The organism is Streptomyces sp. NPDC046870 (genome assembly GCF_040704595.1).
GTDB classification, from domain to species: Bacteria; Actinomycetota; Actinomycetes; order Streptomycetales; family Streptomycetaceae; genus Streptomyces; species Streptomyces argyrophylli.
Genome location: NZ_JBEYXM010000003.1, coordinates 1 through 23577, shown reverse-complemented (window position 1 = coordinate 23577; position 23577 = coordinate 1). Strand labels below are relative to the sequence as shown.

The 23577-nt window shown below is 72.8% G+C and carries 20 protein-coding genes; 5 read left to right on the top strand and 15 right to left on the bottom strand.

Annotated elements, in window-relative coordinates; genetic code table 11:
• Window positions 1-10 precede the first annotated feature (10 nt).
• The 9 genes from AB0946_RS08660 to AB0946_RS08620 all read right to left on the bottom strand — a co-directional run bounded on the left by AB0946_RS08660 (window position 11) and on the right by AB0946_RS08620 (window position 9936).
• Window positions 11-811 carry an HAD family hydrolase gene (locus AB0946_RS08660; protein ID WP_366759851.1) on the bottom strand — a complete coding sequence of 267 codons (801 nt, stop codon included), beginning with the start codon at window positions 809-811 and terminating at the stop codon, window positions 11-13.
• Window positions 808-2085 (bottom strand): serine--tRNA ligase, encoded by a 1278-nt coding sequence (gene serS / locus AB0946_RS08655; RefSeq protein ID WP_171154776.1) that lies wholly within the window; start codon window positions 2083-2085, stop codon window positions 808-810. The genes AB0946_RS08660 and serS overlap by 4 nt, the downstream gene beginning before the upstream one ends.
• Before the next feature lie 600 nt (window positions 2086-2685).
• On the bottom strand, window positions 2686-3618 hold the full coding sequence (pheA, locus tag AB0946_RS08650) for a prephenate dehydratase (RefSeq protein WP_366759850.1): 933 nt from the start codon (window positions 3616-3618) through the stop codon (window positions 2686-2688).
• A gap of 119 nt (window positions 3619-3737) precedes the next feature.
• Window positions 3738-5018, bottom strand: a complete 1281-nt coding sequence (efeB, locus tag AB0946_RS08645; protein WP_366759848.1) for an iron uptake transporter deferrochelatase/peroxidase subunit — start codon at window positions 5016-5018, stop codon at window positions 3738-3740.
• 8 nt (window positions 5019-5026) lie between these two features.
• On the bottom strand, window positions 5027-6946 hold the full coding sequence (locus AB0946_RS08640; RefSeq protein ID WP_366759847.1) for a copper resistance protein CopC: 1920 nt from the start codon (window positions 6944-6946) through the stop codon (window positions 5027-5029).
• A 13-nt stretch (window positions 6947-6959) separates the two neighbouring features.
• Window positions 6960-7424, bottom strand: a complete 465-nt coding sequence (locus AB0946_RS08635; RefSeq protein ID WP_366759846.1) for a copper chaperone PCu(A)C — start codon at window positions 7422-7424, stop codon at window positions 6960-6962.
• Complete coding sequence (locus AB0946_RS08630; protein WP_366759845.1) at window positions 7421-8074, bottom strand: SCO family protein; 654 nt, start codon at window positions 8072-8074, stop codon at window positions 7421-7423. The genes AB0946_RS08635 and AB0946_RS08630 overlap by 4 nt, the downstream gene beginning before the upstream one ends.
• Window positions 8075-8177: 103 nt before the next feature.
• A complete protein-coding gene (locus AB0946_RS08625; RefSeq protein ID WP_366759844.1) occupies window positions 8178-8900 on the bottom strand; it encodes a YcnI family protein in 723 nt (240 codons plus the stop codon).
• Window positions 8901-9075: 175 nt separating this feature from the next.
• Window positions 9076-9936, bottom strand: coding sequence for a hypothetical protein (locus AB0946_RS08620; RefSeq protein ID WP_366759843.1), 861 nt, complete (start codon window positions 9934-9936; stop codon window positions 9076-9078).
• 186 nt (window positions 9937-10122) lie between these two features.
• Here AB0946_RS08620 and AB0946_RS08615 point away from each other — a divergent pair, with 186 nt between their 5' ends.
• Window positions 10123-10566: an ATP-binding protein gene (locus AB0946_RS08615; RefSeq protein ID WP_366759842.1), complete on the top strand. Its 444-nt coding sequence runs from the start codon at window positions 10123-10125 to the stop codon at window positions 10564-10566.
• Here AB0946_RS08615 and AB0946_RS08610 read toward each other — a convergent pair.
• The 3 genes from AB0946_RS08610 to AB0946_RS08600 all read right to left on the bottom strand — a co-directional run bounded on the left by AB0946_RS08610 (window position 10556) and on the right by AB0946_RS08600 (window position 15103).
• A complete protein-coding gene (locus AB0946_RS08610) occupies window positions 10556-11953 on the bottom strand; it encodes a PLP-dependent aminotransferase family protein (protein ID WP_366759841.1) in 1398 nt (465 codons plus the stop codon). The genes AB0946_RS08615 and AB0946_RS08610 overlap by 11 nt on opposite strands.
• Window positions 11954-12075: 122 nt before the next feature.
• The gene (locus AB0946_RS08605; protein ID WP_366759840.1) at window positions 12076-13560 is read right to left on the bottom strand and encodes an aminopeptidase P family protein; all 1485 of its coding nucleotides are present in this window, start codon (window positions 13558-13560) and stop codon (window positions 12076-12078) included.
• A 157-nt stretch (window positions 13561-13717) separates the two neighbouring features.
• Window positions 13718-15103, bottom strand: coding sequence for a PP2C family protein-serine/threonine phosphatase (locus AB0946_RS08600; RefSeq protein WP_366759839.1), 1386 nt, complete (start codon window positions 15101-15103; stop codon window positions 13718-13720).
• 612 nt (window positions 15104-15715) lie between these two features.
• Here AB0946_RS08600 and AB0946_RS08595 point away from each other — a divergent pair.
• Window positions 15716-16381, top strand: a complete 666-nt coding sequence (locus AB0946_RS08595) for a bifunctional DNA primase/polymerase (protein WP_366759838.1) — start codon at window positions 15716-15718, stop codon at window positions 16379-16381.
• Between the two features lie 208 nt (window positions 16382-16589).
• The gene (locus tag AB0946_RS08590) at window positions 16590-17063 is read left to right on the top strand and encodes a hypothetical protein (RefSeq protein ID WP_366760274.1); all 474 of its coding nucleotides are present in this window, start codon (window positions 16590-16592) and stop codon (window positions 17061-17063) included.
• A gap of 262 nt (window positions 17064-17325) precedes the next feature.
• On the opposite strand, the gene AB0946_RS08585 is transcribed toward AB0946_RS08590, so the two are convergent.
• From AB0946_RS08585 to AB0946_RS08575, 3 genes are all read right to left on the bottom strand, one after another.
• On the bottom strand, window positions 17326-18288 hold the full coding sequence (locus tag AB0946_RS08585) for a DUF5926 family protein (RefSeq protein WP_366759837.1): 963 nt from the start codon (window positions 18286-18288) through the stop codon (window positions 17326-17328).
• Between the two features lie 205 nt (window positions 18289-18493).
• The gene (locus tag AB0946_RS08580; protein ID WP_366759836.1) at window positions 18494-19153 is read right to left on the bottom strand and encodes an ATP-binding protein; all 660 of its coding nucleotides are present in this window, start codon (window positions 19151-19153) and stop codon (window positions 18494-18496) included.
• A gap of 83 nt (window positions 19154-19236) precedes the next feature.
• Window positions 19237-20064 (bottom strand): glycerophosphodiester phosphodiesterase, encoded by an 828-nt coding sequence (locus AB0946_RS08575; protein ID WP_366759835.1) that lies wholly within the window; start codon window positions 20062-20064, stop codon window positions 19237-19239.
• A gap of 238 nt (window positions 20065-20302) precedes the next feature.
• On the opposite strand from AB0946_RS08575, the gene AB0946_RS08570 reads away from it, so the two are divergent.
• Both AB0946_RS08570 and AB0946_RS08565 read left to right on the top strand, forming a co-directional pair.
• On the top strand, window positions 20303-21736 hold the full coding sequence (locus AB0946_RS08570; protein WP_366759834.1) for a trypsin-like peptidase domain-containing protein: 1434 nt from the start codon (window positions 20303-20305) through the stop codon (window positions 21734-21736).
• 373 nt (window positions 21737-22109) lie between these two features.
• On the top strand, window positions 22110-23240 hold the full coding sequence (locus AB0946_RS08565) for a hypothetical protein (RefSeq protein WP_366759833.1): 1131 nt from the start codon (window positions 22110-22112) through the stop codon (window positions 23238-23240).
• Window positions 23241-23577: the final 337 nt, after the last annotated feature.

Genomic DNA, 23577 nt, shown 5'->3' with positions numbered 1-23577 from the left:
CGGCGGCCCGCTAGCCGAGCAGCCGCTCCAGGACGACCGCGATCCCGTCGTCGTCGTTGGAGGACGTGATCTCGTCGGCCACCGCCCGCAGTTCCGCGTGGGCGTTGGCCATGGCCACGCCGCGGGCCGCCCAGGCGAACATCGGGATGTCGTTGGGCATGTCGCCGAAGGCGATCGTGTCGGCGGCCTTCAGACCCAGGCGGCGGGCTGCCAGGGACAGGCCCGTCGCCTTGGACAGACCGAGCGGGAGCAGCTCCACGATGCCCTCGCCCGCCATGGCCACCGTGACGAAGCCGCCGGCCGTCTGCCGGGCCGCCTCCGCCAGCTCGTCGTCGCCCATCGTCGGATGCTGTATGTAGATCTTGTTCAGGGGCGCCGTCCAGAGGTCGGAGGCGTCCGTGAACGGGGTGGCGGGCAGCTTGCCGGTGACCGCGTAGCCCGGGCCCACCAGCACCTCGCCGTCCAGGCCGTCCCGGCTGGCCGCCAGGTACAGCGGACCCACCTCGGCCTCGATCTTGGCCAGGGCCACGCCCGCGAGCTGCCGGTCCAGGGTGACCGAGGTCAGCAGGCGGTGGGAGCCGGCGTCGTACACCTGGGCGCCCTGACCGCAGACGGCGAGGCCGTCGTAGCCGAGGTCGTCCAGGATGGGCCGGGTCCAGGGGACCGCGCGGCCGGTGACGACGATGTGCGCGGCGCCCGCCGCGGTGGCCGCGGCGAGCGCGTCACGGGTGCGCCGCGAGACCGAGTCGTCGGAGCGCAGGAGCGTTCCGTCGAGATCGGTGGCGATCAGCCGGTACGGGAACCCGGTCACTTGGCGACCGGCTCCAGCACCTCACGGCCGCCCAGGTAGGGGCGCAGCACCTCGGGGACCCGAACGGAACCGTCGGCCTGCTGGTGGTTCTCCAGGATCGCCACGATGGTGCGCGGTACGGCGCACAGCGTGCCGTTGAGGGTGGCGAGCGGCTTGACCTGCTTGCCGTCCCGCATCCGGATGGACAGCCGGCGGGACTGGAACTCGGTGCAGTCCGAGGTCGAGGTCAGCTCGCGGTACTTGCCCTGGGTCGGGATCCACGCCTCGCAGTCGAACTTGCGGGCGGCCGAGGAGCCGAGGTCACCGGAGGCCACGTCGATGACGCGGAACGGCAGCTCCAGCGACGTCAGCCACTGCTTCTCCCACTCCAGCAGGCGCTGGTGCTCGGCCTGCGAGTCCTCGGGAGCGACGTACGAGAACATCTCGACCTTGTCGAACTGGTGCACGCGGAAGATGCCCCGGGTGTCCTTGCCGTGCGAGCCGGCCTCGCGGCGGAAGCACGGGGAGAAGCCCGCGTACCGCAGCGGCAGCCGGTCCGCGTCGATGATCTCGTCCATGTGGTACGCGGCGAGCGGGACCTCGGAGGTGCCGACCAGGTACAGGTCGTCCTTGTCGAGGTGGTAGACGTCCTGGGCGGCCTGGCCGAGGAAGCCGGTGCCGGCCATGGACTGCGGGCGGACCAGCGCCGGGGTGAGCATCGGCGTGAAGCCGGCGGCGGTGGCCTGCGCGATCGCCGCGTTCACCAGGGCCAGCTCCAGCAGGGCGCCGACACCGGTGAGGAAGTAGAAGCGGGAGCCGGAGACCTTGGCGCCGCGTTCGACGTCGATCGCACCGAGCAGCTGGCCCAGCTCCAGGTGGTCCTTGGGCTCGAAGCCCTCGGCGCCGAAGTCGCGGATCGTGCCGTGCGTCTCCAGCGTGACGAAGTCCTCCTCGCCGCCGACGGGCACGTCGGGGTGGACGAGGTTGCCGAGCCTGAGCAGCAGCTCCTGGGTCTCGGCGTCGGCGGCGTCGCGCTCGGCGTCGGCGGCCTTCACGTCCGCCTTCAGCTGCTCGGCGCGGCCCAGCAGTTCGGCCTTCTCCTCGGCGGTGGCCTTGGGGATCAGCTTGCCGAGCTGCTTCTGCTCGGCGCGCAGCTCGTCGAAGCGGACGCCGGAGGACCTGCGCCGCTCGTCGGCAGACAGGAGGGCGTCGACGAGCGCGACGTCCTCTCCACGGGCGCGCTGGGACGCGCGCACACGGTCGGGGTCCTCACGGAGCAGGCGAAGGTCAATCACGAGGGCAAGGCTACCGGTGCGAGGTCGCGGCTCACGAATCACTCATCCGGGGAGTTCTGATCAAGCGGCGTACGTTCCGGTATGCGGTAATTGCCGAGCATGCCCCGCTGTGTCGCCTGTACGCGCTGCCCGTATGCCATGCCGGACGTCAAGGGAAAAGTGTCTCACTCCCTGGGACGGGCCACGTCCCGAGCGCGCGGTTGACCCGACTTCCTTGTGGAGAACGGGATTTGGCGGTCCGGTTGTCCACAGTGATCCACACCCTCGGGGGAGTTATCCACAGGCTGTGTGGAAGATCTGTGGACTTCGGAATTGATCACTCCGGAAAGCCTGAGCGGACTGAAGAATTCCCGGGCCATACCGCGCCGACGCCCACTTTCGGGTGGAAAACGGTCGCCTCAAAAGATGAACCAAAGGAAACGGGTGGACGAAGGGTGAGTCGGCCGCCGGAGCCCCCGGGTGGGGCTTCCAGGGCGATTTGTCGACCCCGTGGCGCCGCTCTGTCGACTTGTCCCCAGGTCGAGAAGGGCACCTGTGGATAACTTCTGTGGATAACCTCGTCCGCAGGTACGTCCGGTCGGCGTCCGTGGGTACGACCCGCTAGAACCGGCCGTCCTGGCAGCGCGCCACCCAGTCCGCCGCCGCCATGAACTCCTCGTCCGACGTTCCCGGCAGCGTCGGCCGGGCTCCGTCCGGCGCGATGTCCGCGCGCGGATAGGAGCCGAGGAAGCGCACCTGGAGACAGATCCGCCGCAGGCCCATCAGCGCCTCCGCCATCCGCCGGTCGGCGATGTGCCCCTCGGCGTCGATGCAGAAGCAGTAGTTGCCGATGCCGGCGCCGGTCGGCCGCGACTGGAGCAGCATGAGGTTGATGCCGCGCGACGCGAACTCGCCGAGCAGGTCGCGCAGGCCGCCGGGGTGGTCGTCCCGTTGCCACAGCACCACGGAGGTCTTGTCGGCACCGCTGGGCGCGGCCGGCCGGGCCGGGCGGCCGACCAGCACGAACCGGGTCTGCGCGTTCTCCGCGTCGTGGATCCCGGTCTCCAGCGCTTCGAGACCGTACCGGGCGGCGGCGAACTCGCCGGCGAAGGCGGCGTCGTAGCGGCCCTCCTGGACCAGGCGGGCGGCGTCGGCGTTGGAGGCCGCCGACTCCCAGGCGGCCTCCGGGAGGTTCGCGCGCAGCCAGTTGCGCACCTGCGGCTGGGCCGCCGGGTGGGCGGAGACCGTCTTGACGTCCGCGAGCTTCGTGCCCGGGCGCACCAGCAGCGCGAAGGTGATCGACAGCAGCACCTCGCGGTAGATCATCAGGGGCTCGCCCGCGACCAGCTCGTCGAGGGTGGTGGTGATGCCGCCCTCGACGGAGTTCTCGATGGGCACGAACGCGGCCTCGGCCTCGCCGGCCCGTACGGCGTCCAGCGCGGACTGCACCGAGACGTACGGGACCAGCTCCCGGGTGGCCGCCTCCGGGAGCGTGCGCAGGCCGACCTCCGTGAAGGTGCCCTCCGGGCCGAGATAGGCGTAGCTCGCTGGCATGTCCTCACCCTAATGGCCGTCGGCCCGGCCGGCCGAGGCGTCCGGCGACAACCACTCGACCGGGTGGTTTGAACCCCGGTCACCCCGCATACGGCTGGTTCGCCCCTTGGTTCCCCGGTTCACCCCTCCAGCAGCCGCTGCCCCACGTACTCCCCCTTCGCCGCCCCGCCCGGCACCGCGAACAAGCCGCTGGCCTCGTGCCGGATGTACGTCGACAGCGCGTCACCCCGGTCGAGCTTGCGCTGCACCGGGACGAAACCGCGCAGGGGGTCCGCCTGCCAGCAGATGAACAGGAGACCGGCATCGGGCGTGCCGTCCGGGTCGATGCCGTCGTGGTAGGAGAACGGGCGCCGCAGCATGGCCGCGCCGCCGTTCTTCTCGGGCCGGGTGATCCGGGCGTGCGCGTTGAGCGGGACGACGTAGTCGCCGTGGGCGTCGGTCTTCTCCAGGTCCATCGGGGTCGTCTCGTCGCCGCCGGACAGCGGTGCCCCATCGGCCTTGCGGCGCCCGATGACCTGCTCCTGCGCGGTCAGCGAGAGCTTCTCCCAGTCGTCCAGTAGCATGCGGATACGGCGTACGACCGCGTAGGAGCCGCCGGCCATCCAGGCCGGCTCGCCCGGGTCCGGCACGAAGATCCGCTGGTCGAAGTCGGTGTCCGTGGGCTTGGGGTTGCGGGTGCCGTCGAGCTGGCCCATGAGGTTGCGGGCCGTCATGGGGTGGGCGGTGGCGCCGGGGCTGCGGTTGAAGCCGTTCATCTGCCAGCGCACCCGTGCGGCCGAGCCCGCGTCCTTCTGGATCGCGCGCAGGGCGTGGAAGGCGACCAGGGCGTCGTTCGCGCCGATCTGCACCCACAGATCGCCGTCACTGCGGGACTTGTCGAGGTGGTCGGAGGAGAAGTCCGGCAGCGGGTCGAGCGCGGCGGGCCGCTGCTTCTCCAGGCCCGTCCTGCCGAAGAAGCTGTGCCCGAAGCCGAAGGTGAGGGTCAGCGAGGAGGGCCCCGCGTCCCGGGCCACATCGGTGTCGCCGTGCGGGGCTGCCTCGCCCGCCATCAGCCGCTCGGCGGTCGTGGACCAGCGGCGCAGCAGGGCGGCCGCTTCCTTGCGGCCCGCCCCCGCCGCCAGGTCGAAGGCGACGAGGTGGCCGCGCGCCTGGAGGCCGTCGGTGATACCGGGCTGATGTTTCCCGTGAAACATCGCCCGCCCCGCACCCACCGAGGTGAGCGGGGTGGTCCCGGCGGGCGCGGAGGCGTAGCCCACGGCCCCGCCGGCCGTGCCGAGCACGAGACCGGTGGCGCCGGCGGTGCCGAGCAGGGCGCGCCGCGAGATGCCGCTCGCCCCGGACACGGGCTCCGCTGTCGGTGTCTCGGGCGTACGGGCCTGGGGGATGGACTGGTCGGGCATGGTGTGGTTCAGCCGATCTGAGCGTTCTTGGAGACGGTCACCTGGTCGATGTCGGAGGTGCGGACCGTGACGGCGATCTTCCAGTCGCCGGCCACGGGGATCTGCACTCCGTTCGCCGACCAGTGGCCGGTGGTGATGTGGTCGGGGTTCACGGGAAGCGGACCGATCTTCTTCGCCTCCTGGGTGAAGGAGACCTTCACCTCCGGGACGTCGAAGGCCCGGCCGTTGGGGCGCTGGACGTAGACGTGCATCTCGTTGCCGCCCACGCGCGCGGGGTCGAGGTCGATGCTGACGACGCCCTTGCCGTCGGTGCCGCCGGTGTCGAACGGCATGTCCAGCGTGAGCGCGCCGGACGTCGCCGAGGTGCCGGAGCCCGCCGACGTGGAGGTGGCCGCCTTGGCCTCCTGCTCGGTGCGGCCCGGCTCGGTCTGTGTCAGCGCGGTGGTGACGGCGAGCAGCACGATGGCGACGCCGGCCTCGGCGAGCACCGAGCGGCGCAGGCCGAAGCGGTTCGGGTCGCCGTCCCGCAGCCGCTTCTCCCGGGCGGCGTCGACGGCCGCGCGCTGCCGGGCGAGCTGGGCGGCGCGCCGGGTGTCCCGGGAACCGGCGCCGGTGCCCTTGCCGCCGGTCGCCTTCGAGGCGGCGACCCGCTCCTTGCGGGCCTGGTCCTTCTCCGTCCTCCCGGTGCGGACGGCCGGGTCCGTGAGCCGCCCCGTCCACCGCCGGGACACGGCCGCGATGCCGACCAGCACCGCCACCAGCCCGATCTTGACCAGCAGCAGCTGTCCGTAGCGGGTCTCGGTGAACGCCGACCACGAGCCGAGCTGCCGCCAGGACTGGTAGACGCCGGTGACGACGAGGGCGAGGACGCTTCCGAAGGCCACCCGGGAGAAGCGCTGTACGGCGGCGGCCTCGACCGGGGTCTCGGCGGGTGCCCGGTACAGCGCGGTCAGCAGGGCGGTGAGGCCGCCGAGCCAGGCGGCGACGGCCAGCAGGTGGACGACGTCGACCGGCATGGCGATGCCCGGCTGGAGCCCGGTCGAGGCGTGCTCGGCCATGGCCCAGCTGGTGGCGAGTCCGGCCGCGACGACCACGCCGCCGACGGCGAGCCCGAAGGTCAGGTCGCGTTTCTCCTCGCCCTCTGACCGCCGGGTGTAAGCGCCGAAGAGGACGGCGACGAACAGCGCCGCGGCGGCGAGCAGCAGCAGCCGGGACACCAGCGCGGCACCGGTCTTGGTCTGCAGCACCTGGCCGAGCAGTTCGAGGTCGAAGACGTCGGCGACCTTCCCGGAGCCGGTGTACGCGCCGCGCAGGAGCAGCAGCCACAAGGTGGCCGCCGTCAGCGCGACCCAGCCGCCGACGACCAGGCGCTGCAGGGGCCGTACGCCCGCGCCGCGCCGCCAGCAGGCGAGCACGAAGGCGGCGCCGCCGGCGAGCACGATGAACCCGGCGTACGACACGTACCGGCCGAACGCGTAGAGCCCGCCCACGACCCCGCCGCCCGCGGCCGGGCCGGTGCCCGAGACGACGGTCCGCGAGGGCGCCCCGATGGAGAAGGTGTAGGCGCCGGCGACGGGGTGGCTGTCCGCGGAGACGACCTGGTAGGTGACGGTGTACGTGCCGTCGGCCAGGCCGCTCTTGAGCCGTACGGCGTAGGTCGTCCCGCTCACGTTGGCCGGGCCGCCGGTCTGGACCGGCTTGCCCTTCGGGTCGAGGACGCGCAGGGAGTCGTCGTTCAGCGCCACCTTCTCGGAGAAGGTGAGCGACACCTGGGTGGGTGCCTTGGCGGCCACCACCCCCTGCGCGGGGTCGCTGCCGGTCAGCGCCGCGTGGGCGGAGGCCGGTCCGGCGCCCGCCAGCAGCGCGCCGGTGACGGCGATGAACAGCAGCACCAGGATCCGCACGCGGGGGGTGATGGTCCGGGTCACGGTGGTCCCTCCCTCAGTGGCCGGTCGACGGGTTGTACGTGGCGGACTTCACGGGCATCTCGACGGTGACCGGCCCGGACCTGCTGAAGGTGAGCTTCACGGTGACCGTCTGGCCCTGCTTCGGCGCGCGCTTCAGCCGCTCGAACATCAGATGGTTGCCGCCGCTTCGGAACACGAGCCGCCCGTGCGCCGGTATCGCGAAGGAGGACTTCTCCGTCATGGCCCCGCCGACCGTGCTGTGCATGGTGACCTCGCCGGCGACGTCACTGGTGACCGAGGTCAGTTCGTCCCCGGTCCCGCCCTTGTTGGTGATCGTCAGGAACCCGGCGGCCATGTCGGCGGAGACGGGCTGGGGCATGTAGGAGGAGCCGACGGACAGCTCGGCCCTGTCCGGCTCCGAGCCGGACCCGGAGCAGGCGGTGAGGGCCAGGGCCCCGGCGAGCGCGCCCGTGGTCAGCACGGCGGCGCGGCGCCTCACGGGGTGGCTCCCTCGACGAGCTTGGGCAGGTCCTTGGTGTAGTCGTCGACGGTGGTGTCCTCGCCGTAGAGGACGTACCCGGCGTCGGTCTTCGGCGAGAAGGCGACGACCTGGGTGCCGTGGACGGAGACGAGCTTGCCGTTCTTGTCCTTCGTCGTCGGTTCCACGGAGATGCCGACGGACCGGGCGCCGGCCTGGATCTTGGCGAAGTCGCCGGTCAGGCCGATGAACTGCGGGTCGATGCCCTTGAGCCACTTGCCCAGCTCGGCCGGGGTGTCGCGGCCGGGGTCGGTGGTGACGAACACGACCCGCAGGTCGTTCTGCTCGGCCCTGGGCAGCGCCTTCTTGGCGACGGCGATGTTGCTCATCGTCGTCGGGCAGATGTCGGGGCAGTGCGTGTAGCCGAAGTAGACCAGGGTCGGGTGTCCCTGGGTCGCCTTGCGGAGGTCGTACTTCCGGCCGTGGGTGTCGGTGAGGACCAGGTCCGGCTTGTCGAACGGCTGGTCCAGCACGGTGGCGGCCTTGTCCGCGTCCGACCCTCCGGAGACCACGGTGACCGGCGGCTTGCCGTCGTCGTCGCTGCCGCAGGCGGAGAGGGTCAGGGTGGCGGCGGCGAGCAGCACGGCCGCGGTGAACGTCTTCTTGCGCATAGAGAAATGTCCCAGATGTGTGTACTCCGGCGCGCACCGGGGTCGTGCGACGGTCCGGGTGGCGGGGTCGTACGGCCCCCGGTGCGCGCGGTGGAACGGAGGATCAGGCGGCGGTCCGGCGGCGGCCCGCGAGGACGCCGTAGGCCACGCCCGCGACGCCGACGACGATGCCGACCACGCCGAGCACGCGCGCGGTGGTGTCACTGTCGTCGCCGGAGTCAGCGGCGGCGGCCGTCTGCCCGGTCTTCTCGGAGGTCTTCTCCGCGCTCGCCGTGCCGTGGTGGTCGTCGGTGGCGGCGGACAGCTCCAGGACCGGGGCCGGGTTCTCCGGCTCGTCCTGGCCCTCCTGCGGCACCTCGATCCAGCGGACGACCTCCTTGTTGGAGTACGTCTGGACCGCCTTGAAGACCAGCTGGTCGGTGTTCTCGGGCAGCGCGCCCAGGGAGAGCGGGAACTTCTGGAAGTAGCCGGGCTCGATGCCCTTGCCGTCGGAGGTCCAGGTGACCTTGGTGACGGCCTCGTCGATCTTCTCGCCGTGCATGGTCAGCGGCTTGGCCAGCTTGGACTTGGTGATGTCGATCTTCCAGCCCGGGATCGCCTCCGGCATCACCGAGGCGATCGGGTGGTCGGCCGGGAAGTTCACCTCGAGCTTGGTCGTCGAGGCGTTGTCGCGCTCGTTCGGGACCTTGAAGTCCACGACCGCGTAACCGCCCTTGGCCGCGGTGCCCTCCGGCTGCACGGAGACGTGCGCGAAGGCGGGGGCGGACAGGGTGAGGACGGCAGTACCCGCGACAGCGGCGGCGGCGGCGATACGAGAAGCCTTCATGGAAGGAAGCACTCCACTTCGAGTGGGAACCGGTGATGAAGAGGGATACGCGCGTGGGCCGGGTGATGTGGCGGTACGGCACGGAAATCGGCCGTTCGGCTGACCGGGAACGCGCACGCGCGTGTGCCGCGCGTCGGCGGCGCACCGGGTCCGTGTCGGGGGAGCAGTGGCCGCGTCAGGCGGCGAGGAGGAGGGCGGCGGCGGGCGGGCCGCGCCGGATCACCGTGTGCTGGAGTACGGCGGTGTGCGGGGCCGGTGCCCCGTCCCGGTCGGGACGCGGACGGCGCGGGCCCGGCCCGGTGGCGGGCAGCAGCCCGGCGCACAGGGCGCGCGTCAGCGCGAGAGCCGCGCGCAGGGATCGTACGAGCGCCCCCTCCGCGACTCCATGCGCCGATAGCTCGATCAGCCGCAGCACCGCGAGATCCCCGCGGCGCAGCAGCCAGCCGGCGGCGACGGCCGCGAGCACATGGCCGAGCAGCATCGGCAGCGAGGGCAGCAGACCGGCCGAGGCGCCGGTGGCGTCGTGGACGTGCTGGTGGCCGGCCAGGGCGGACGTCGGCCGGCCGGCGCGGTCGATGAGACGCGCGTCGAGCAGCAGGCGGAAGGCGTGTCCCGGAGTCATGGACGCGGCGGTCGAGCCGCATACGAGCCGCGCGGCCCGCTCGACCAGCGCGCTGTCGCTCAGCGCGGCGCCCGCCGGCCCGCCGGCCGCCGGCCCCGTCGCGGCCGTCGACATCCCGGCGGAGGCCATCGTCACCCCGTGCTGGCCCAGCCCGAACAGCGTGTGCAGCACGGTCTGGCCGAGGGCGAGGAGCACGGCGATGCCCGGCAGCGAGCGGGCCCGCCCGGCGAGCGGTGCCACGAGCAGCAGGGCGCCGAGGAAGCCCGCGCCGAGCGTCCACAGCGGCACGCGCGCGCAGGAGGCCAGGGAGTGCCCGCCGGCGGCCAGCGCGACGCAGACCGCGGCGAACACCGCGGCCCGCAGGATCCGGAGCCCGGCTCCGGAGTGCGCCGTGCGCGGGTGGGGGGCAGTCATGGCGGGGTCATCATCGCACTGCCCTCACCGCGTGCCTACGGCAGGGCGCCTGAGGCGTCCCTCATACACCGATTCCTCCCCCGGCGCATCGGCCGGATGGGCGCTGAGATGTCGACGGAGTGCTTACGGCCGCCTACGGGCGGCAATACGTAACGGTATGTCGAGCCGCGGCCGGGAGGCTGGAGCATGAGCATCTGGTGGTCACTCCATCTGCGGCGCGAGGCCGCCAGTGTGCCGCTCGCCCGGCGGCTGCTGATCGGCACGATGGAGACGGCGGGGGTCGACCCGGAGATCTCCTACGACCTGTCCGTCGCCCTGAGCGAGGCCTGCGCCAACGCCGTCGAGCACGGCGGGGACACCGCCCGTGGCGCCTCGGAGGCGTACCGGGTGACCGCCTACCTCGACGGGGAGAAGTGCCGTATCGAAGTGACCGACGCGGGTCCCGGCTTCACCCGCCCGGCCGACCCCAGGCCGGCCCGCCCCGACGCCGAGCACGGGCGCGGCCTCTGTCTCATCCGCGAACTGGCCGACCACGTGCACATCGGCCCGAAGGCCGGCCGGGGCGGGACGGTCGTCAGCTTCGACAAGATCCTCAAATGGCGGAAGGACCCGTCCCTGCTCACGGCCTAGCGGTCGCCCTGCCGGTGCCGCCGAGCCGGCCGAGGACCTTCGCCAGCGTCTCCAGGGCCTCCGGGTACAGCCGCTCCCTGGGGGTGCCGTAGCCGACGACCAGGCCCTGGGGCCGGCCGGGGCCCGGGGTGTGCCAGTGGTCGCCGAGCGCGCCCAGCGCCAGGCCCTCCGCCTCCGCGCGTTCCAGGACGGCCGCCTCGTCCGGCACCTCGATCAGCGCGTGCAGTCCGGCCGCGATCCCGCGCACGCTCCGGCGCGCCCCCAGCCGGTCCAGCAGCTGGTCCCGGCGCCGCCGGTAGCGCAGCCGGCACGCGCGCACATGGCGGTCGTACGCGTGGCTGTCGATCAGCTCGGCGAGCGCGAGCTGGCCGATGGTCTCGGTGTGGTGGTCGCTGTGCAGCTTGGCGTCGGCGACCGCGTCGACCAGGTGCGGCGGCAGCACCATCCAGCCGAGCCGCAGCGCCGGGCCCAGCGTCTTGGACGCGGTGCCCAGGTACACCACCTGGCCCGGCGCCATCCCCTGCACCGCGCCCACGGGCTGGCGGTCGTAGCGGAACTCGCCGTCGTAGTCGTCCTCCACGATCAGCCCGCCCCGCGCGCGTGCCCAGTCGGTGAGCGCCCGGCGCCGCTCGGGGTGCAGGGTCACCCCGGTCGGGTACTGGTGGGCCGGCGTGACCACCACGGCCGCGGCCCCGCCCAGCTCCTCGGGCCGTACCCCGCGCGCGTCGACCGGCACCGGCAGGACCGTGCCGCCGTTGTGCCGCACCACCTCCCGGTGGAAGGGCAGCCCCGGGTCCTCCATGGCGACGGCGGCACCGTCCAGCACCCGCGTGAGCAGCGCCAGGCCCTGCACGTAGCCGGAGGTGATGACGATGCGCTCCGGCGGCGCCAGCACCCCGCGCGCCCGCCCCAGGTAGCCGGAGAGCGCGGTGCGCAGCTCGATCCGGCCGCGCGGGTCGCCGTAGTCGTACGCCAGCGAGGGTGCCGTCGCTATGGCGCGGCGCAGCGCCCGCAGCCAGGCCGCCGCCGGGAAGGCGCCGACGTCCGGGCTGCCGGGACGCAGGTCCAGGCGCGGCGCCCGCGCGCGCGTGTCCGTCCCCGGCTCCTCCGCCTGCACGGCCGGCAGCTCGGCGACCCGGGTGCCCGAACCCTGCCGTGCCGTCAGGTAGCCCTCGGCGACCAGCTGGTCGTAGGCGGCCTTCGCGGTGCCGCGGGAGATCCCGAGGTCGGCCGCGAGCCGCCGGGTGGCGGGCAGCCGGGTGCCGGGCCCGAGCCGCCCGTCCCGTACGGCGTCCCTGAGGGCCCGTTCGAGCCCGGCCCGGCGACCGTCGGCCGCGTCGGGTTCGAGATGCAGGTCGACACCGACGCCCGACCAGAAGTCGTCCACGTTTCCACCCCCGTCACTGCCCGCGCCCCGAGCGGGCGCGGGGAACCGCGCGGCCGGCCACGGCGCCACCCGCAGACGAAATGGCCGGGCACCTCCCCGGTGCCCGGCCATTCAAACGCAGATCAGCCCTTCAGGGAGGCCATCCAGGATTCGACCTCGTCCGACCGCCGGGGCAGCCCGGCGCTCAGGTTCCGGTTGCCGTCCTCCGTCACGAGGATGTCGTCCTCGATCCGGACGCCGATGCCCCGGTACTCCTCCGGCACGGTCAGGTCGTCGGCCTGGAAGTACAGCCCCGGCTCGACGGTGAGCACCATGCCCGGCTCCAGCGTGCCGTCCACGTACGTCTCGGTCCGCGCGGCGGCGCAGTCGTGGACGTCCATGCCGAGCATGTGCCCGGTGCCGTGCAGGGTCCAGCGGCGCTGGAGGCCCAGCTCCAGGACCCGCTCGACCGGTCCCTCGACCAGGCCCCACTCGACGAGCCGCTCGGCCAGCACGCGCTGTGCGGCGTCGTGGAAGTCGCGGTACTTGGCACCCGGCTTCACGGCCGCGATACCGGCCTCCTGGGCCTCGTACACGGCGTCGTAGATCTTCTTCTGGATCTCGCTGTACGTGCCGTTGACCGGCAGCGTGCGCGTGACGTCGGCGGTGTAGAGGGTGTGGGTCTCCACGCCCGCGTCCAGCAGCAGCAGGTCGCCGGAGCGGACCGGGCCGTCGTTGCGGACCCAGTGCAGGGTGCAGGCGTGCGGGCCGGCCGCGCAGATGGAGCCGTAGCCGACGTCGTTGCCCTCCACGCGCGCGCGGAGGAAGAACGTGCCCTCGATGTAGCGCTCGCTCGTCGCCTCGGCCTTGTCGAGGACCTTGACGACGTCCTCGAAGCCGCGGACCGTCGAGTCGACGGCCTTCTGCAGCTCGCCGATCTCGAACTCGTCCTTGACCAGACGGGCCTCGGACAGGAAGACGCGCAGCTCCTCGTCGCGCTCGGCGGTGACCTTGTCGGTCAGGGCCGCCTCGATGCCGGCGTCGTGGCCGCGCACCACGCGGACCGGGCCGGTGGCCTCGCGGAGCTGGTCGGCCAGCTCCCGCACGTCGGCGGCCGGGATGCCGTACAGCGTCTCGGACTCGGTGAGGGAGTGCCGGCGGCCTACCCACAGCTCGCCCTGGCCGGAGAGCCAGAACTCGCCGTTCTCGCGGTCGGAGCGCGGCAGCAGGTAGAGGGTGGCCTCGTGGCCGTCGCCCCTGGGCTCCAGCACCAGGACGCCGTCCTCGGTCTGGTTGCCGGTGAGGTAGGCGTACTCGACGGAGGCGCGGAAGGGGTACTCGGTGTCGTTCGAGCGGGTCTTCAGGTTGCCCGCCGGGATCACCAGGCGCTCGCCCGGGAAGCGGGCGGAGAGCGCGGCGCGGCGGCGCGCGGTCTCGGCGGCCTGCGGGATCGGCTCCAGGTCACGCAGCTCCGTGTCGGCCCAGCCGGACTTCATGTTCTCGGCAAGCTCGTCGGAGACGCCCGGGTACAGGCCGTTCTTCCGCTGCTTGACGGTCTCCTCGGCCTCGGTCTCCGGGCCCTCCGCGGTAGCGGAGTCGGGGACGGCCGGGTTGAGCTCGTCGGACACGTGATCCTCCTCGATACGCCAGTGATCTCCCCCGGGGCCCGCGACGCTCCTGCTTGTGGCCGGGCGGGGACCACCATCATCGTACGGTCGTACCAGGAGCGGGCGGGGGCGGATGACCTGTTATGCCCGGTCATGCCGGCCGCCCGGAGCGTGCGGCTCAGTCGAAGCGGGCCGCCAGCAGGACCACGTCCTCCTCGCTGTCGGCCGCGTCCAGGCCGTCCGGCAGGACCGCGCGCAGGACGTGGTCGGCGACGGCTCCCGGATCCTGCCGCAGCGCGCGCGGAACACCCGCGGCGGCGGCGTGCAGCCGGGCGAAGGCCCGGTCCATCGGGTCGCCGGTGCGGTGCAGCAGCCCGTCGGTGTAGAGCAGGACGGTCTCCCCGGCCTCCGCCTGGATCTCCGCACTGGGCGCCTCCCAGCACGCGAGCATGCCGAGCGGGGCGGAGACGGAGGTCTCGGCGAACTCGGTGCGCCGCTCGCCGATCAGCAGCGGCGGACTGTGCCCGGCACCGGCCAGGGTGACCTTGCGCACGGCGGGCTCGCAGTAGGCGAACAGGGCGGTGGCCGAGCGGGCCGGCTCGGTCAGCCGCAGAAGCAGCTCCAGGTCGGACAGGACGGCGACCGGGTCCTCGCCCTCCATCACGGCGTACGCGCGCAGCGAGGCGCGCAGCCGTCCCATGGCGGCCACCGCGCTCGGCCCGGAGCCGGTGACCGAGCCGACGGAGAGGCCGAGGGCCGCCTCCGGCAGCGGCAGGGCGTCGTACCAGTCCCCGCCGCCGCGGGGGCCGGTGCGGTGCCGGGCGGCGAGCTGGACGCCGGGCACCCGGGGCAGCCGGGCGGGCAGCAGTTCCTCGGTGAGGGTCGCCACGCACGCGCGCGTGCGCTCCACCTCCAGCAGCCGGGCGAGGTGCTCGGTGGCGTGCCGGATGTACAGGCCCGCCAGGTGGCGCCGGCGCTCGTGCGGCTCGGCCGGTTCGTCGTAGAGCCAGACGACGGCGCCGAGCCGGCCGGCGGAATCGGTGGCGAGCGGGAGGGAGTAGCTGGCGGCGTAGCCGAGGCGGGCGGCCACCTCGCGGTGGCGCGGGTCGAGGCCCTCCTCGGCGAACAGGTCGGGGTGCACGGTCTCGGCGGCGCCGCGGGTGTCGTACGGCAGGGCGGAGCCCGGCACGGTCTCGAGGTGGCCGAGGTCGGCGCGGCCGAGGCCGAGGCCGAGGGTGGTGCGGGGACCGTCGCCGTCGGCGGGCTCCAGGACGGCCAGGCCGCGGCGGGCGCCGACCAGGGCGGCACCGCCGCGCAGGAGTTCGTGCAGCGCGGGGTCGAGGGCGCTCGTGCGGGAGAGGCGCTCGGTGAGTTCGTGGAGGGTCGTGAGGTCGGAGACCCAGCCGGCCAGCCGGTCCTGGAGCAGGGCGCCGGGGGCGGGGCTGTGCGGCGCGGGGACCGCTGGCGCGGGACCTGTGGCGGGGGAGACGGGTGCGGCAGTGTGGGCGGGAGTGGGAACCGTTGAATCGATTCCAGCCACTTTCGGAGGGTGCGGGGCGTTCATGGCGTCCGGCCTTCAGACCGGTGCGTATTGCTGAAAAGCATCGCAAACCCCCATGTCATTCTGCGCCGCTAGCAGTGTCTCCACATGTACACGCACTCGTGAGGGGATGTCCAGCATTGTCCTGCGGGGATTCCTGGTGTCCATGAGGTTCGTGAGGGTTTTCCTCGAACCCCTTGCCTTACTGCCAAGTTGGCTCAAAACTGCCTTAGGTATCGGTTCATTGCGGTCGACTGGCCTTGCTCCACGGAGCGTCACAGCGGTCGTGATGGGTACGTACTCGGAGAAGGCCAGGGGTGGTTGGGGGCCACCCGGAACCTGGCGACGGACCCGGGCGTCATAGCCACCGACGGCCGAGCCCCATCCTCCCGTGGCGGAGGCGGAGAGAAATACGCGCGACGGCAAAACGCCAGACTTCGCCACCCCCACGCCGCAGCCGTGCTTTTGATAGACGCACTATGGACGCGGACGCGGCCAACGCTCGACCCCACGGGGTTCCCCCTGCCGTGCGCGGGGGTGTGATGCGCCAACAGGTACGCCCAGTGAAGTGATCGACACATGGTGTGATGTGGTCCACGGTGTTGCCAGCGGTGCAACGGAAAGGAACGAGCGCTCATGCGCGAGATCCTCGGAAGGCGACGCAGGCTTCTGTCCAGGCGGAACGGCGGGAGGCCTGAACTGATCGGCGCGGCCCTGACCTTCGCGACGCAGTGGCAGTGGCCGGTGCTCCCCGGAGTGGCGCCGGACCCGCAGGGGCGGGCCCGCTGCGCCTGCCCCGACCCGGAGTGCACGGTGCCCGGCGCGCACCCCTTCGACCCCGGCCTGCTCGCCGCCAGCACCGACGCGCGCATGGTGCGCTGGTGGTGGACCAACCGGCCGGCCGCCCCGATCGTCCTGGCCACCGGGGGCAAGGCGCCCTGCGCGGTCAGCCTGCCGGCGCTCGCCGCCTCCCGCGCCCTCGCCCTGCTCGACCGGCGCGGCATGCGGCTCGGACCGGTGATCGCCTCGCCCACCCGCTGGGCGCTGCTCGTCAAGCCGTACTCCCTGGAGCAGCTCGGCGAACTGCTCTACGCCAAGGACTTCGTCCCCGGCTCCCTGCGCTTCCACGGCGAGGGCGGCTATCTCGCGCTGCCCCCGTCCGAGACCGGCCAGGGCGCCGTCCGCTGGGAGCGCGCGCCGCTGCCCGGCTCGGCCGCGCCGTGGGTGCCCGATGTGGAGGCCGTCGTGGACGCCGTGGTCGACGCCCTCACTCGTACGGGTGTGAGCGCGCCCGAGTTGTAGGGGTGTCGGGCGCGGGCGGGGCGGGCGAGCCCCGCTCGCTCGTTATCGTCCGCATATGCAGCGTCAACCCGGCGGTCACCGAGCCCCACGGCCGCACCGCGCGCCACGGCCGCACCGCGCGCCACGGCCGCACCGAGGCCGGCGGAACCACCGAAAGCCCGACCCCCGGCGGTTCCGGCTGCTCGCCCTCGTGGGCTTCGTGGCGGTGATGGCCGCGCTGCCGCTGGCCGTGGCCTCCGCGCGGCAGCCGGGCGGCACCGGCCGGCCCGCCGTACCGGCCGTCTCCCGCGGTGACGCCGGAACCCGCCCCCACGCCGGCGGCCACTCCCCCCGCCTGCTCGGCCTCGGGCTCGCCACCGCCGCCCGCTGCGGTCCCGAAGTCACCTCGCCCGAGGGCATCGAGGCGCAGACCTGTGTGCTGACACAGGGCGAGGACACCTGGGCGCGCACCTACTACCGCAACGCCACCGGCGAGTCGCTGGACTCCGTGCTGAGCCTCATGGGCCCGGACGACCGGACCGTGCAGATGCGCTGCGCCACCGGGGCCGACGACGAGCCCGCCACCTGTGAGACGCCGCGCGAGCGCAGCCGGGGCGGCCCGGACGCGTACACGGCCGTCACCGAGTTCGCCGAGCGCGGTCCGGCGGGGGCGCTGCTGCTCCGCTCCGGCAGCAACTCCTGAACCCGCAGGGGGAGTTGGCGGCCGATCGCCGCGCGGGCCCACCGTACGCGGGCATGGAAAGACCCGGTTGCTGGCGACGGGGGATGCACCAGCAACCGGGCTACTGGAACGGTAACAAGAGATCGGCGGTTCGCAAATTCCGGGTTGGCTATTCGGACACCGATTGCCCTGTCCGAACCGGCAGTTGTGACAGGAGTCACCTGCCGCACGGCCCGGTGTCACGGCTGACCGACCAGTCAGCCGTGACACCGGGGCGCGGGAGTCAGCTCAGCGTGACCTGCCGGTTGGTCAGGCCGCCGCGCGCCCGGCGCTCGTCCGGGGTCAGCGGCTCCTGCACGGCGAGGGCGGCGGCGAGGCGCTCGGCGAACTCGGCGGCCGGCTTCTCCACGTCCTCCGCGGTGACCCCGGTCGGCAGGTCCCAGACCGGCACGATCAGTCCGTGAGCACGGAAGGAGCCCACGAGCCTGGTGCCCTCGCCGAGGCTGGACCGGCCCGCCGCGTGCAACCGCGCGAGGGCGTCCAGAAGCTGCTCCTCCGGGTGGGGCATGACCCAGCGCAGGTGGTTCTTCTCCGGGGTCTCGCACCAGTACGCGGCGTCCACGCCGGACAGCTTCACGGTCGGGATGGCGGCGGCGTTGGCCCGCTCCAGGGAGGCCGCCACCTCCGGCGTGGCGTTCTCCGCGTCCGGCACCCAGAACTCGAAGCCGCTGTGCACGACCGGCTCGAACGCACCCTCCGGGTCGAGCAGATCCTGCAGGCGCGGACCCTCGGCGGGGGCCCGGCGGCCCTGCACCGGGGTGCCGGGCGTGGCCTCCAGCGCCCGCAGCAGCGTGTCGGCGAGGTCGCGGCTGATGTCACCGGACGCCGTGTCGTTCTGCAGGCCGAGCAGCACGGAGCCGTCGTCGCGGCGCAGCGCGGGCCAGGCCATCGGCAGCACGGTGGCCAGGGTGACCGACGGGACGCCCTCGGGCAGGCCGTCGCGCAGGGGCAGCCCGGCCGTCGCGGCCGGGACCAGCTCGCGCAGCGCGACCCAGTCGCACTCGCCGGGCAGTCCCTCGAACGGGCGCTGCACCAGCTCGGTCGCGGCGTGCGCGGCGGCCCGGCCGTGACATGCCTTGTAGCGCCGGCCGCTGCCGCAGGGGCAGGGCTCGCGGGCGCCGACAACCGGGATCTCCCCGTCGATCGGCTGCGGCTTGGCCTTCGTCTGGGGTCGCTTCTTGGCCATGGTGGGTGTCTCCCGGTTACGGCTCTTCTCGTACGTCCGGAGCCTAGCCGTTCCGACCATGGCCGACGGGAACCTGTGGACAACGCACGCGCGCTCGACGCCGGCGGGTGAATCCGCGGACGGTGGACGGGAGACACGTCGTCCGCCCGTACGTCCCCGACGACGCGGGACCGCACCGCCCTCGACAACGCGGGACCGCCCCGGCTCAGTCCAGTTCGTCGAACGTCTCGGTGAAGTCCAGGCCGGACAGGCCGGACAGACCGGACAGGCCCGGCAGCGGCGCGGATCTGGTGACGCGCGTAGCGAAACCGTCGCGGCGGCACCCGGCATCGGGATCGTGGACGTCCTCGTGGACCAGCGCCCAGACGGTCACCTCGCCCTGGACGTCGTCCCGGACGCCCCAGTCGTCGGCGAGGGCCGTGATGATGTTCAGCCCGCGACCGCCGTGCGCGGTCACCGAGGGCGTGGCCGGCGCCGGGCGGGTCGGGCCGCCGCCGTCCGTGACCTCCACGACGAGCCGCCCGCGCGCGTCGACCCGCCATGCGGCGCGGACGTCCCCGTCCCCGGCCGGCGCGTCCCCCAGGGGCCGCCCGTGCTTACAGGCGTTGCTCAACAGTTCGGAAAGGATCAGTACGGCGTCGTCGATGACCGACTCGGACACGCCACCGCTGCGCAGCTGCGCCCGCATCCGGTGCCGCGCCTTCCCCACGCCCGCAGGGCCATGGGGTACGGCCATGCTCGACGACGTGGGCACCTCCTGTGCCACCACCAACGCCACCCCCGAGACCTCCTTCGCCCCACGCCATGGGGTGGATGCCCTCCTGGCCTGTGCCGGAAACCGGCCAATCCTCTTCCGGTGACGCATTCGACACAGGCGGTCACGCGGCGAACGCGCCGGAGCACACCCCGTGACGGGCACGCGCGCGCCAGGGGGTGGCGGCGGCCGGCTCAGCGGCCCAGTCGCCGCAGCACCGCGCGCGGGCGGTTGGTGATGATGGCGTCGACGCCCAGCCCCACGCAGAGATCGACGTCCTCGGGCTCGTTCACGGTCCACACGTGGACCTGGTGACCGGCCCGCTTCAGCCGCTCCACGTACGCGGGGTGGCTGCGCACGATGCGGATCGAGGGGCCCGCGACGCGCACGCCCGCGGGCAGCCGCCCGTCGCGCAGCCGGGGCGAGACGAACTGCATCAGGTACACCGTCGGCAGCGTCGGCGCCACGGCCTGCACGCGGTGCAGCGAACGCGCCGAGAAGCTCATGACGCGGACCGGTGACTCGGCGGGAGAGGCCGGCGCGTCCAGCCCGAACCGTTTCAGCAGGGTCAGCAGCCGGTCCTCGACCTGGCCGGCCCAGCGCGTGGGGTGCTTGGTCTCGATGGCCAGCTCCACCCGCCGCCCGGCGTCCGCGACCAGCTCCAGCAGCCGCTCCAGGGTGAGCACGGAGGTCTCCTCGCGGTCCTCCGGCCGGTGTTCCCAGTCGGGCTCCTCGTCCCGCCCGTGCCAGGCCTCGCGCGTCTTCCAGGAGCCGAAGTCGAGGGCGGCCAGATCGGCCAGCTCCAGCGCGGAGACCGCGCCGCGGCCGTTGGAGGTACGGTTCACCCGCCGGTCGTGGACGCAGACCAGATGGCCGTCCGCGGTCAGCCGTACGTCGCACTCCAGGGCGTCCGCGCCGTCCTCGATGGCCTTCCGGTAGGCGGCGAGGGTGTGTTCGGGTGCGTCCTCGGAGGCGCCGCGGTGGGCGACGACCTGGAGGGAGTGCTGTCGTGCGTGGGTCACCGCGTCATGGTGCCACCGTCGCCGGGCAGACGGGGCGGCGCGGGCGCGTTCGTGCGGTGCACGGGGCCCTGCGGCATGCACGTTACAAAACTTTTGCTCGGAAGATCCTATATAAACCTATATAAAGACGACTGCCGGACCCACAGCCACCGCTTATGGTGCTCTGACGGCCCGTGGGAAAAGCTGACCGCAGACCAGTGCGACCGACGACACCAGGCGTGGATCGAGGAGAAGACCTGTGAGCACCGAGAACGAGGGCAACGCGGTACCCCCGGCGCCGTCCGCACCTCCCGTGCCGATGGCCTCTCCCGCCGCTTCACCGCAGGGCCCCGCCCCGGAGGGGAACGCGCCGACGGCTCCGCTGCCGCCCGTGCCCCACGAGGCCCCGGCGATCTCGGCGGCGGACTACGGCGCCGCGCACCAGCCCGGCCCGGCCCCCGACGGCACCTGGCCGCCTCCGCCGCAGGCCACCCCGGCGTACGCCGACGGCGGCTCCGGCGTCCCGGGCACCGGCTGGGGGAGCACCTACCAGCAGCCCGCACCCAAGCCGCGCGGCGGACGCGGCGGGCTCGTGGCGGCGGTCCTGGTGGCCGCGCTGGTGGCGGGCGGCCTGGGCGGCGGCCTCGGCTACACGCTGGCCAAGGACCGCGACGACCGCGGCTCCACCACCGTCTCCGCGACCGACAGCGGTGCCACGCAGGTCAAGCGCGCGCCGGGGACGATCGCCAACGTGGCCGCCAAGGCGCTGCCCGGCACGGTGACCATCGAGGCGGAGAGCACCAGCGGCGAGGGCGGCACGGGCACCGGGTTCGTCTTCGACACCCAGGGTCACATCGTCACCAACAACCACGTGGTGGCGGACGCGGTGGACGGCGGCAAGCTGACGGCCACCTTCCCGAGCGGCAAGAAGTACGACGCCGAGATCGTCGGCCACGCGCAGGGCTACGACGTCGCGGTGATCAAGCTCAAGAACGCCCCCTCCGACCTCAAGCCGCTCGCCCTCGGCGACTCCGACAAGGTGGCCGTCGGCGACGAGACCATCGCCATCGGCGCCCCCTTCGGCCTGTCCAACACGGTCACCACGGGCATCATCAGCGCCAAGAACCGTCCGGTGGCCTCCAGCGACGGCGGCTCCGGCAGCAAGTCGTCGTACATGAGCGCCCTGCAGACCGACGCGTCGATCAACCCCGGCAACTCCGGCGGCCCCCTGCTGGACGCGTCCGGCGCGGTCATCGGCATCAACTCCGCGATCCAGTCCACCGGCAGCGGCGGCTTCGGCACCGGTCAGTCCGGCTCGATCGGCCTGGGCTTCGCCATCCCGATCAACCAGGCCAAGTACGTCGCCCAACAGCTGATCAAGACCGGCAAGCCGGTGTACGCGCGCATCGGTGCGTCCGTCTCCCTGCAGGACTCCGGTGACGGCGCGCAGATCACCGAACAGGGCACGGGCGGCTCCGCCGCGGTCGAGGCGGGCGGGCCGGCGGACAAGGCCGGCCTCAAGTCCGGTGACGTCATCACCAAGCTCGACGACCACGTGATCGACAGCGGCCCGACCCTGATCGGCGAGATCTGGACCCACAAGCCGGGCGACAAGGTGACGGTCACCTACAAGCGCGGCGGCCAGGAGCACACGGTGGAACTGACGCTGGGTTCCCGGGTGGGCGACAGCTGACCCACGGGGGCCGTGCCGCCTCACGTGACGGGCGCTCGTTCGGCGCGCCCGCCGTCGTGGCCGGCTACGCCGACCGCCCCGATACCGCGACACCGGGTCCCGACCTGGGATTCCGCTGACCGGGCCACCCCCATGCCGTCCAGGCCGAGGGGTGGTCCGGTCTTCTGCCCATGGGTCTGCGGTCTGCGGTTCAGCTCGGCGCCTTGCCGGCCTCGTAGTTCGTGGGCCGGTCCCCGGGTGCCGGACCGAGCGTGGCGTCGATCGGTTCGCCCGGCGCGCCTCGCACCTTCGCCTCCCGGCGCCCGCCCCGGTGTCCCGGGAGCATCCTGGGGGACCCGTGAGCGCGGGGGCAGCCGACGAGAAGGGTCCGGTCATGCGGGAATCGTCGCAGGGCGTCACGGTCGTGGCTCTCCTGGCGGATCCGGACGCGCCGACGCAGATCGCGCGGCGCATCGCCCGTGTACTTCCCGCTCGGCTCGCCGACAGAGCGGGCCAGGGGCGCCGCTTCGACGTCAAGGTGGTCAGTGAGCCCTTCACCGGGGGGACCGAGGACCTGTCCACGTTGACGCGCCGGATCATGGACCGCGCGCGTGGGGAACATTGGGACGTCGTCGTGGCCCTCACCGACCTGCCCCTGCACTCGCACGGGCGCAAGCTCGTCGTGGAACTGAGTCATGAACACGGCGTGGCGCTGCTGTCCCTTCCGTCGCTGGGGGGCCTGCGACTTCGGAGAAGGGCCCTGCGGGCGGTCGAAGAAGCCGTCCTCAGCCTGGCGACTCCGCGTGCCACCGGGGAGGAGGAACCTTCCCGGCGTCCTTCGCTGGGACGTTTCACCAGTCGTCTCGCGCCTGTCCACCCGGGTCCGATCGGTGAGGACGAGACCGCCGATCTGCGGTACGTCGTCAGCGGGCCGGGCGGTTACCTGAGGGTGCTCAGCGGTATGGTCCGCGCCAACCAGCCGTGGCGGTTGGTGCCGGGCCTGTCGAAAGCCCTGGCGGCCGCCCTCGCCACGGGAGCCATCGCCACCGTGAACTCCACCCTCTGGAGCCTGTCCGAGGCGCTGAGCACGCCGCGTCTCGTGATCGCCATGTTCGGGTCCATCGCGCTCATGATCGGCTGGCTGATCGTGGACGCGAAGCTGTGGCACCGATCGACGGATGCCTCACGGGAGGAGCGGAAGAGGACGACTCTCTACAACGCGTCCACGGTCGTGACCCTGGGCATCGGCGTGGTCGTCTGTTACGCGGGTCTGTTGGCCATCAACCTGGTGTGGGCGTTCTTCATCCTCAACGACAAGGTCTTCGCCTCGATGACCCGGACCCCGCTGCACGCCACGGAGTACTGGACGCTGTCCTGGTTCGTCGCGTCGATCGCCACGGTGGGCGGCGCGCTGGGATCCGGTCTGGAGAGCGACGAGGCGATCCGGGCGGCCGCCTTCTCCAAGCGCGAACAGGAACGTCGCCGCATGCGGGCGGACGAGCACGACGACCGGTCGGTGACCTGAGCCGGAGACGTGCCCCGGACCGGTGGCCGTCCGGGGACGAGAATCCGCTGATCGATCGGTGGGTGGTTGTTTCACGTCGGAGGCCGACGGGGACCCGCACCGCACGCCGTCGGAGTGCCGGAGTTCCGTCGGGCAGGCCGGCGGCGGAACACCGTTCCACCTGATCCGGGTGAGCGGCCCGCGGAGGCGTTGCCGGAGCCAGGGACCCCGTCACGGCGACTTTCGGGTGCCGGGCTCTTCGCGTCGTCTCATCAGCGCCGTGCCGCGGTCGTCGTGCCGCGACACCGAGGGAAGTCATCATGAAAGCAGCGGTATATGAAGGACCGCGGACGGTCAC

Coding starts and splice junctions, on each gene's coding strand:
- pheA (WP_366759850.1), bottom strand. CDS start 3,618: ATGCCAGCGAGCTACGCCTATCTCGGCCCGGAGGGCACCTTCACGGAG.
- efeB (WP_366759848.1), bottom strand. CDS start 5,018: ATGCCCGACCAGTCCATCCCCCAGGCCCGTACGCCCGAGACACCGACA.
- AB0946_RS08630 (WP_366759845.1), bottom strand. CDS start 8,074: ATGCGCAAGAAGACGTTCACCGCGGCCGTGCTGCTCGCCGCCGCCACC.
- AB0946_RS08625 (WP_366759844.1), bottom strand. CDS start 8,900: ATGAAGGCTTCTCGTATCGCCGCCGCCGCCGCTGTCGCGGGTACTGCC.
- AB0946_RS08620 (WP_366759843.1), bottom strand. CDS start 9,936: ATGACTGCCCCCCACCCGCGCACGGCGCACTCCGGAGCCGGGCTCCGG.
- AB0946_RS08615 (WP_366759842.1), top strand. CDS start 10,123: ATGAGCATCTGGTGGTCACTCCATCTGCGGCGCGAGGCCGCCAGTGTG.
- AB0946_RS08600 (WP_366759839.1), bottom strand. CDS start 15,103: ATGAACGCCCCGCACCCTCCGAAAGTGGCTGGAATCGATTCAACGGTT.
- AB0946_RS08595 (WP_366759838.1), top strand. CDS start 15,716: ATGCGCGAGATCCTCGGAAGGCGACGCAGGCTTCTGTCCAGGCGGAAC.
- AB0946_RS08590 (WP_366760274.1), top strand. CDS start 16,590: ATGGCCGCGCTGCCGCTGGCCGTGGCCTCCGCGCGGCAGCCGGGCGGC.
- AB0946_RS08585 (WP_366759837.1), bottom strand. CDS start 18,288: ATGGCCAAGAAGCGACCCCAGACGAAGGCCAAGCCGCAGCCGATCGAC.
- AB0946_RS08580 (WP_366759836.1), bottom strand. CDS start 19,153: ATGCGTCACCGGAAGAGGATTGGCCGGTTTCCGGCACAGGCCAGGAGG.
- AB0946_RS08565 (WP_366759833.1), top strand. CDS start 22,110: ATGCGGGAATCGTCGCAGGGCGTCACGGTCGTGGCTCTCCTGGCGGAT.